Source organism: Nostoc flagelliforme FACHB-838 (genome assembly GCF_014698065.1).
Lineage (GTDB): Bacteria > Cyanobacteriota > Cyanobacteriia > Cyanobacteriales > Nostocaceae > Nostoc > Nostoc flagelliforme_B.
The window spans coordinates 1-7,731 of sequence record NZ_JACJSI010000279.1 but is presented as its reverse complement, the minus strand read 5'-3'; the positions used below and the strand labels follow the sequence as shown (position 1 = coordinate 7,731).

Sequence of the window (7,731 nt, the reverse complement as noted above, 5' to 3'; positions counted from 1 at the left end):
GCAACCAAACCTCAGAATTTAGGTATTCCAGAGGCAAGGTTTGCAAAACTACCAACTCCTGTCCCACAAACAACCCAAACTTCAGCGCAACAGATTCACTCTAATGAAGCTTACCCTTTGTTAAATAGTGAATTCTTGGGAGCAGAAGCCTCTCAACGATTCACTAATACCGATATCTCCACCTACACCACTAAACCCCAAGTGCAGTATGACCTAATTGGGCATATTGCGAAGAAAGTGACAAATATGCTGTGGGTTGGTGTCCCTGGTTCTGGCAAGGGTATCACCATTAGCAATGCAATAGAAGCTATCAAGCGGCTGCATCCTGGCATACACATCTTTTATATTGACCCCAAAGGTGACGAGAAAGAAACCGGTTATTTTAAAGGTCGTGTTGATACTTTTAAACGCGCTAAAATCCTAGAAATGTCCCCGGTCGAAGCTGTCAAATGGGTCAAAGAATGCTTTACCGAATTTCAAAATATCTCTGGCTCCAAGCTGATTATTTTGGATGAAGGAACGGCTGTCTGTTCCAAATTTAAAAATACCAAGGGTGAAATTGGCTGGCTCAAAGACAAAATCATCTCTTACTGTTCTTGCGGCGATAGTTCTGGCTGGCATTTTTGGATTGTCGTGCAGAACCCTCACACTGATGACTTGGGCATTTCTGGCGGACTGCGATCGCAGTTAACGTCTGTGGCGTTAGTTCATCCTGATAATGTTCCAGCTTACAACGCCATGATTGCCACCCAACTCATCCCCAGTGATCGCAAGATTACTTCAACCCAAGTGATGGAAATTGCCGCGCAATCACCAGTTGGTCGAGCGGTTTATTACGGCGGCATCAATGAATGGATACCAATGCCTCTGTTAAAGAATTTCTCTGGTTATGACCGGGATACCAAACAGTTTGTTAATTCTGCACCCAGGGATCAACATTCTTCTCATGTCGAAACTAATTCTTCAAGCACACCAACAACCCAAGCTCAACAGATGTTGGCACTTTTGGAGAAAACGAAAGCCAATTCAATTGATGAGTTTATCCAAACCGAGTTGAAATTAGACGGGATTCCACCAGAGTTAATCCGCTTGGGAATTGAAAGATTACTCCAGAATTCTCATCTTAAGTATAAATTCGACGCTTGCAATACTAATCAAAATTAAAATTTGGAGAAAAATATGCAATCAGTTCTTAACTTTTCGTCATCACTACGGCATACCTTGATTGCCGGTGCGCCTTGCTCTGGTAAAGATGTTTTTGCCAGCCACTCTATTAAAAACATCAAACAACAGCAACCCTCTCTTACTGTTTATGTAATTGATATAAAGGCAGATCCCAAGGAAAGCCACTATTATACTTGCGCCAATTTTCTGCGGGTTCAAAGTTTTCTCACTGTTTATAAGCTGTTCCACATTTAGTTTGCAATAGCAGCATTACCTTTATTTTTAATTTTTTTTCCCCATCTAATTATTAACTCTCCCTGATTTAACAACCTATTTAATAAGTTTTTCAGTTCCTCTACTGATTTAAATAGGCGATGAGATATGTATTCTTTCGCCGAATGCCATACAAGTTCGGCTAAATTCAAATTTGGGCTATACTCAGGCAGAAAATATAGTTTAATATTTGGTAAGCTTTTTTCAATCTCTGCCAATATAGTTTTCTTTTTATGGTAACTAGCAAATCCATTAATAAATTTATATACTCATCAGTTGCTTTTCGATAATTACCTTGATTCCTACCATCCTTGAGACTCTCTAAGTTATCTGAGTCTCCGTGAACGCACCAATATGCCACACTTCTATAACTACAACCTAACCAATCACTAATTTCTTGGTAAGTTTTGCCATCATCCATCAGTAATAACATTAATATTCTCTGTGTTAACTGTGGATTATTACTCTCTGATAGAGCTTTTTGTAAATTCTCTTTCTGTAATTTACTTAAGTATCCTTTGGCTGGCATAGCAGTAAGTCCACGAGTTTATTTAATTTACATTTTATGCAATTAGATGTGGAACAGCTTACCTTGGGGGACGGCAAAAAGGACTAAGACGCAAATAGGAGACAGATGAGAAGGCAGGCGAATAGCCAAATGGCATGCTTGTAAAGCTCTAAGCTATGCAGAATAATTACACCTGACTGAATCCCTTATCAGACAACGACACAATCAGCAGATGTCTTGCGGCGAAATACCCAACTGTTGCAGCAGGAGTTAGAGCTTGAAGCCGAACTGTTAAAAGAGAATCCAGAGTTAGCCCAGGTGATTCATTCTCTTAATATGCAGGAGATTCAGAGTAATCAGCAAGGTTGAACACGTTCGCTGGTTGCCCAATGTTCTGGAAGTCATTGACTTGAATGTGGAGGTTTAACGAATACGAAGGTTTGAATTTTCAACAACAACTCCAACTGTCAGAATCACTCATCATTAAACGGCATAATCAGCAGATGTTCTTGCGCCGAAATGCCCAACTGTTGCGTCATTCGTAATTATTATGACCTGGCTGTCCTGTTTTCCAGCCAGGAGATTTTCCACAAGGTTTTAGAGGTTTAAGTGGTGTTTCAATCCTCGTTAAAACTTCTCCCATAGACTGAGCTATAGTAAGTGGACTCATGAAGGGTTTGAACATCTCGTGTTTCAACCTTAGCCATACACCCAAACCGTTTTTCTCCCCAATCCTCTGTTTGTAATTCAATCTCTGAGGGATCTAGAATGTCTTCGTTGTGCCAGTAGTATAAGGGCTTTAGAATAGAATCCTTATGCCAGTGGTAAGTTTCTCTGCATAAATCGACCACAACATAGTGCCAAGTACCGCCACAGATACGCCGATACCACTGGCGATTGCGAAGGAATAAGTCTGTTATCAGTTCAAACACTAATTTAAAAAGTGTCATTTTGGAAACCTACTGCAAGATAGTTCTGGGAAGCAAGTTCTTGTAAAATAAGTGCCTTTAACTTAGATATTTAGAATAGAGTACCAATTCTTATTTCCGAGTGAATCGTAATTTTAATCGCTAGCCAGTACCTTAAGTTTTTTATGTGTCTATCGGTTTCAAAGTTTTCAGTTTTACTTTATCAAGTAGGGTAATACTTGTTCTCTTTCGTTACCATTAGCGGCAGTGATGGAGTTAGCTAGCAGCATTCCATTGCCTTCAACCGGGGTCATAACTTACGCATTGACAGCAATTCGACCAATTGAATTCAAGCCCATCTGTTGTTTAAGATGTCTAGAATAAAGTCACGAGCCATCTGAATAAATAAATGTCTCTGGAGTTCATACCAGTTTTAAATTAAATTTTTAGTTTGCATTAATTCTAATTGTGTAAACGCGCCAATTACACTGGATAAATAAGTTTTAATATTCTCACATTCCCTTAGTATGAATTTTTCAATCCCACACCCCCCTTTAATAGCTTTATAGTACACTCAATTCCCCAATAATTGACTGTAATTCCTCACACTTTTTTCAAGAAACTAATAATAGTGCATCTTTGCTCAAGAAACTAATAATAGTGCATCTTTTTTCAAGAAACTAATAATAGTGCATCTTTGCTCAAGAAACTAAATAATAGTACATCTTTATTAGGGACATATATGCTGTAGCATTTGTAAATTTCATTTTTGAAACTTCTCCAAAAGACTTTCACTGATCCAATTTTTTTTAGATATACTATTAAACTTGTTTTGGACTTAGATAAAATTTTTACTACTAGAAGCGATTGCTCAACAATTTCCTGCAAAACGAGCTGTTTACCACGATGGGGAATGGTTGCCTATGCCGATGTTCGATGCTTAAAAATAGCCTGGGGTGTCAATAGCTACATTGATGCCTTAGTTATCAATATACAATTGTAAAATGAGTTATTGTATAACTAAAATTATAAAAACACCAAAGGGATATTACTCCATAAGGTCAACGCATACCAATTAGATAGTAAATAAAACCTAAGCAATCCAGCCCGCCAGAAGAAGGGACGGTTATACTGAATTTTTCCACCTAATCACCTGTATAGGTTTATTAGGCTGGCGTATTTCCACCCAATCACCCGTATAAGTGTATTAAGCAAAAAGTTTCCAGTAGTCAGCATTCTTGATGCGTAGTGGGAATGGCACGCTTGTTAAGCTGAAAGGTAAGCGGCGTAGGGATTGCAGAGGGGCAGGGGAGCAGAGGGGAATTTCTAAATATCTGAACGCAATGCCTAAAATTTCTTCTTTCTCCCCTGCTCCTTTGCTCAAGAGCACAAGAGCTGCCTCAACGATTTTCCCTTTTCAAGTGTGCCATTCATGCGTAGTGGTAAGGAAACATGATTAAAAAGACAAAATCAAAGCAGGAAGTGCTTGAACTAGCCTACAAGCATAATTTGACTATCCAAGATGACTCGCTGCAATTTAATGAATCGGGTCTTGATTTTCAAGTTGTGTTAGCAAGGGACACTGATGGAGAACGCTGGATTTTGCGTCTTCCTCGGCGGGAGGACGTTCTACCGTCGGTGGATAAGGAAAAACGCACGCTGGAACTGATTGCCCCTCTTCTGAATGTGGAAGTGCCACGATGGACTATTTGCACAGATGAACTCATTGCTTACCGGGCATTAAACGGTGTGCCAACAGGCACAATTGACTCTGAAGCAAAAGCTTATGTGTGGGAAATTGATCCAGCAAATCCACCCGACCAGTTTCATAAATCGCTAGCTAAGGGGATTGCCTCTCTTCATCAAGTTAGCATTGAGGAAGCACGCGCAATTGGTCTTCCCATTGAAACCGCTGAAGAAGCACGTGCGGCGATGAAACAGAAGATGGATGCAGTGAAGAATGAGTTTGGTGTTGGTGAAGAGTTGTGGAACCGTTGCCAATCTTGGCTCCAAAAGGATGAGGTTTGGACAAAAGAAACAGTGTTAACTCATGGTGATTTACACGCTGGGCATATTTTGATTGATGCCCAAGTACAAGTAACTGGCTTCATTGACTGGACTGAGGCAGCCGTCACTGACCCAGCCCGTGATTTTGTCGCCCATTACCGTACTTTTGGTGAAGACGCTCTGAATAAGCTGATATCAGCATACGCCCAGGCAGGTGGACGTATTTGGTCGAAGATGGCAGAACAAGTGATTGAACTGGCTGCTTCTTATCCCATAGCCATCGCGGAATTTTCGCTGAAGTCAGGCTTAGATGAATATAAACAGATGGCTAGATAATCACTTGGCGTAGGCTAAATCAATATTTTTAGGTAATCGCCGTTACTTTTGAACAAAATGAACGTTTATGGCGGTTAGATTACCAAGCATCAAAATAGAACACTGAAACGGCTTTCTTAGCTGGTAAGCCTGTAGACTATGTATTGTTGGCATTTCCAGTATTAAATAGGGAAAATGTGACAATTTGAGCGCCTGTGTGAATCGGAGGAAACAATATGTCTAACCTGAGCATTGCAAAAGGTAGCTGCCTGTGCCGAGCGGTAAGCCTTTCTACAAATAGTATGAGGAAAAATGTGACAGCGTGTCATTGCAGTATGTGCCGCAATTGGGGCGGAGGGCCTCTGTTAGCTGTTGACTGTGAAACTGATGAACTGTTGATTTGGGGAATGGGGGAGTCGGGAGTGGGGTAAGAAGATTGACATTGTAAGACGCTAGCCATCCTGACTAATTCTTCGGCGGATACGCCTTTAGCTTGGATTGCGGCTAAATCGCTCCTGATAGGACATTAGGAATGGCATCTGTGAGCCATCCCTGCATCAGATCCGCAGATTGGAGAACCGTCAACGATTGCCGATTCAGCAACTGTTGCAATAAAGCTGGCCAGCCAGTTGTAAAACTCAGGAGTGACGGGGATGTTTTCAAGTGGAGTTTGCGTTACAGCTATCATATTGGTTATTTGTCATTAGCAAAGGACAAGAACAGAAAATTAAGGAATAAGGATTTTGGCGACCGTTTGCACATCCTTGTCACCTCTACCAGAGCAATTGATGACGATACGGGGGTTGCCTTCTAACTGAGGACAAAGGGTTTCTAGATATGCGATCGCATGAGCCGTTTCTAAGGCTGGAATAATCCCTTCTAGTTGCGAAAGTCTCTGGAAGGCGTCTAACGCCTGTTTATCACTCACACTGTAATACTCGGCGCGACCAAGATTCTTTAAATAACTATGCTCAGGGCCAACACTGGGATAATCCAATCCGGCGCTAATTGAATGAGCTTCGATGACTTGACCATCATCATCTTGCAATAAATAGCTCATTGCACCGTGCAGTACTCCTATTTTTCCTTTTGTCAAGGTAGCAGCATGTTTTTCTGTATCTACACCTTCACCGGCCGCTTCGACCCCAATTAAACGCACTGAAGGTTCATGCACAAACTCATGGAACAAGCCGATCGCATTGGAACCTCCACCCACGCAAGCTAGTAGAATATCTGGTAATCCTCCCCATTTCGCCTGAGACTGAGCGCGAGTTTCTTGTCCAATTACAGCATGAAAATCACGGACAATCATCGGGTAGGGATGAGGCCCTGCAACAGAACTCAGAATGTAATGACTTGTTTCCACATTCGTCACGCAATCTCGAATTGCTTCAGAAGTTGCATCTTTGAGAGTTCCCGTACCTGCCTCCACTGGACGAACTTCTGCCCCCATTAATTTCATGCGGAATACATTCAGGGCTTGCCGTTCCATATCGTAAATGCCCATGTAAATCACACATTTCAAACCAAACCGCGCACACACAGTTGCAGTTGCTACGCCATGTTGACCTGCACCTGTCTCTGCAATAATCCTTTGTTTACCCATGCGTTTAGCAAGTAACGCTTGAGCCAGAGCATTATTAATTTTGTAAGCGCCTGTATGGTTTAAATCCTCACGCTTTAAATAAATTTGTGGTCCGGTACCATCTGGTCTAGCGTAGTTTGTTGTTAGGCGTTCAGCAAAATATAATGGGCTGGGTCGTCCCACATAATCGCGCAGTAAGTTTTGCAGTTCTGCTTGGAAACTCGGCTCATTGCGATATTGATAAAATGCTGCTTCCAATTCACTTAATGCAGTCATTAAGGTTTCGGGAACGTACTTACCGCCGAACTTGCCAAACCTGCCCAAAGAATCTGGTTGGACAATTGCAGTCTTAATGTCTTGTATGCTTACCACTGGTTAAAATCCTTTGATGTTGAAATATATTTTCGAGAACAGATATCACAGTCAAGATTTCCTTTGTATTTCTTTCTTCCTTGGCGTCCTTGGCGGTTCGTTATTCGTTCTCGAACCCAAAGAACGCATAGACCAGAAGTGGCTTCCCACAGGGTAGGACCATCGGTGATAGGTTAAGATAAAGCACATTTTGTCAATCAGTTAAAATACTCAAAATAAGTTAAATGAAAACGATAATCGTGCAGGTGGGAGGGGAAGGAGGCGAGCGTCGCTCGCCTCCTTCCCCTCTATTTGATTATCATTATCTTTAGGTTTTTAACAGCCGAAATATGAGACAAAAAGGTATTGTAACGAGAGAATAACTTTGTCAAAAGTGAGTTGCATTATTATTGTAAATTCAGTAATCAAATGCGGTAATGAAAAGCCCTTATTGACTACTATGCCCAAAGCTGCAAAACGAAACTCCGACCACGCGCAAAAACATCATACTCCTACCATAAATAATCAAGCGATTGCGTCGCATTTAGAAGAGTTACTAACTCCAGCTATCTTTGCTCAACAAAAATATTATAAACAGTTAGGCTTACGAGATAGAATTA

Annotated in this window: 8 protein-coding genes and 2 pseudogenes; 6 read left to right on the top strand and 4 right to left on the bottom strand. The window is 41.2% G+C overall.

Features of this window, described 5'->3' with window-relative positions; genetic code table 11:
• Nucleotides 1–1,164: hypothetical protein (locus tag H6G97_RS40730; protein WP_190946292.1), on the top strand; the 1,164-nt coding region annotated here is incomplete at its 5' end.
• Nucleotides 1,165–1,179: 15 nt separating this feature from the next.
• A complete protein-coding gene (locus H6G97_RS40725) occupies nt 1,180–1,419 on the top strand; it encodes a hypothetical protein (protein ID WP_190946291.1) in 240 nt (79 codons plus the stop codon).
• Here the strand turns inward: H6G97_RS40725 and H6G97_RS40720 are convergent.
• A pseudogene (locus H6G97_RS40720) lies at nt 1,416–1,966 on the bottom strand (transposase). The gene H6G97_RS40725 and the pseudogene H6G97_RS40720 sit on opposite strands and share 4 nt — an antisense overlap.
• A gap of 216 nt (nt 1,967–2,182) precedes the next feature.
• Between H6G97_RS40720 and H6G97_RS55090 the strand changes: the two are divergent.
• Together H6G97_RS55090 and H6G97_RS55085 are read left to right on the top strand one after the other, a co-directional pair.
• Complete coding sequence (locus H6G97_RS55090; RefSeq protein WP_277883415.1) at nt 2,183–2,314, top strand: hypothetical protein; 132 nt, start codon at nt 2,183–2,185, stop codon at nt 2,312–2,314.
• 44 nt (nt 2,315–2,358) lie between these two features.
• Nucleotides 2,359–2,490 carry a hypothetical protein gene (locus H6G97_RS55085; protein WP_277883414.1) on the top strand — a complete coding sequence of 44 codons (132 nt, stop codon included), beginning with the start codon at nt 2,359–2,361 and terminating at the stop codon, nt 2,488–2,490.
• Nucleotides 2,491–2,562: 72 nt separating this feature from the next.
• On the opposite strand, the gene H6G97_RS40715 is transcribed toward H6G97_RS55085, so the two are convergent.
• Nucleotides 2,563–2,895 carry a hypothetical protein gene (locus tag H6G97_RS40715; protein WP_190946290.1) on the bottom strand — a complete coding sequence of 111 codons (333 nt, stop codon included), beginning with the start codon at nt 2,893–2,895 and terminating at the stop codon, nt 2,563–2,565.
• Nucleotides 2,896–4,305: 1,410 nt separating this feature from the next.
• Between H6G97_RS40715 and H6G97_RS40710 the strand changes: the two genes are divergently transcribed.
• Together H6G97_RS40710 and H6G97_RS56500 are read left to right on the top strand one after the other, a co-directional pair.
• Nucleotides 4,306–5,196: a macrolide 2'-phosphotransferase gene (locus tag H6G97_RS40710; RefSeq protein ID WP_190946289.1), complete on the top strand. Its 891-nt coding sequence runs from the start codon at nt 4,306–4,308 to the stop codon at nt 5,194–5,196.
• A gap of 215 nt (nt 5,197–5,411) precedes the next feature.
• Nucleotides 5,412–5,606: a GFA family protein gene (locus H6G97_RS56500; protein ID WP_479684979.1), complete on the top strand. Its 195-nt coding sequence runs from the start codon at nt 5,412–5,414 to the stop codon at nt 5,604–5,606.
• On the opposite strand, the pseudogene H6G97_RS40705 reads toward H6G97_RS56500, so the two are convergent.
• Nucleotides 5,597–5,863, bottom strand: a pseudogene (locus tag H6G97_RS40705) (anthranilate phosphoribosyltransferase); the annotation flags it as partial. The gene H6G97_RS56500 and the pseudogene H6G97_RS40705 sit on opposite strands and share 10 nt — an antisense overlap.
• 39 nt (nt 5,864–5,902) lie before the next feature.
• Nucleotides 5,903–7,132, bottom strand: coding sequence for a tryptophan synthase subunit beta (gene trpB / locus H6G97_RS40700; RefSeq protein ID WP_190946288.1), 1,230 nt, complete (start codon nt 7,130–7,132; stop codon nt 5,903–5,905).
• Nucleotides 7,133–7,731 lie beyond the last annotated feature (599 nt).